Here is a 1,028-nt window from a genome sequence, read left to right as displayed (position 1 = left end):
TCGGTCTCGGGCGTGTGACGCATATATTCCTGCACCCCGAAATTGGGCACCGACAGATCGAAATGCAGCGCCGCCGCCATCGCCACGGGCGACAGATCGGTCGCGCCGTGACAGCCAGTGCGGACATTGTGCAGGTCGGCAAAGCTGGCGATGCGGCGCAAATGGGTAATGCCGCCGGCATGGACCACGGTCGCGCGGATATAGTCGATCAGCTGTTCCTCGATCAGTTGCTTGGCGTCCCAGATCGAATTGAAGATTTCACCGACCGCGAGCGGGGTGGTGGTGTGCTGGCGGATCAGGCGGAAGCTCGCCTGGTTCTCCGCCGGCACGGCATCCTCGAGCCAGAACGGCCGATAGGGTTCGAGGTCCTTGCCCAGCCGCCCGGCTTCGATCGGGGTCAGCCGATGATGTGCATCATGGAGCAGATGCACATCCCAGCCGAGCGCCTCGCGTGCCTTGTCGAACAGTCCCGGCACCGAGCGGAGATATTTCTCGGTCGACCACAGATTCTCGGTCGGCAGATCGGCGTCGGCGGGCTCGTAGAAATAGCGGTCCTTCGACACGCCATAAGTCGAGGAAAGTCCCGGGACCCCGGCCTGGATGCGGATCGCGCGATAGCCTTCGGATTGGTAGACCAGCGCGGCATCGACCGCTTCCTCGACGCTCGCGCCATTGGCATGGCCATAGACCATCACCCCGTCGCGCGCCGCGCCGCCAAGCAGTTGATAGAGCGGCAGGCCCGCGACCTTGCCCTTGATGTCCCACAGCGCCATGTCGACCGCAGCGATCGCGGTCATCGTCACCGGGCCACGCCGCCAATAGGCGCCCTTGTAGAGATACTGCCAGACATCCTCGATGCGGTGCGCATCGCGCCCGATCAGCAGCGGCACGACATGATCGGTGAGATAGCTCGCCACCGAAAGTTCGCGGCCGTTGAGCGTCGCATCGCCAATGCCGTAAACGCCCTGATCCGTCTCGATCTTCAGGGTGACGAAATTGCGGCCGGGGCATGTGACGATGACCCGGGC

The 1,028-nt window shown here is 63.8% G+C and carries 1 protein-coding gene; it reads right to left on the bottom strand.

What is annotated here, in order from left to right; genetic code table 11:
- Positions 1-1,028: D-mannonate dehydratase ManD (gene manD, locus OO12_RS01970; protein WP_235364651.1), on the bottom strand; the 1,028-nt coding region annotated here is incomplete at both ends.

Origin of the sequence: Sphingomonas sp. ERG5, assembly GCF_000803065.1 — a bacterium.
Classification (GTDB): Bacteria; Pseudomonadota; Alphaproteobacteria; order Sphingomonadales; family Sphingomonadaceae; genus Sphingomonas.
This window is presented reverse-complemented; position numbering and strand designations above follow the sequence as displayed.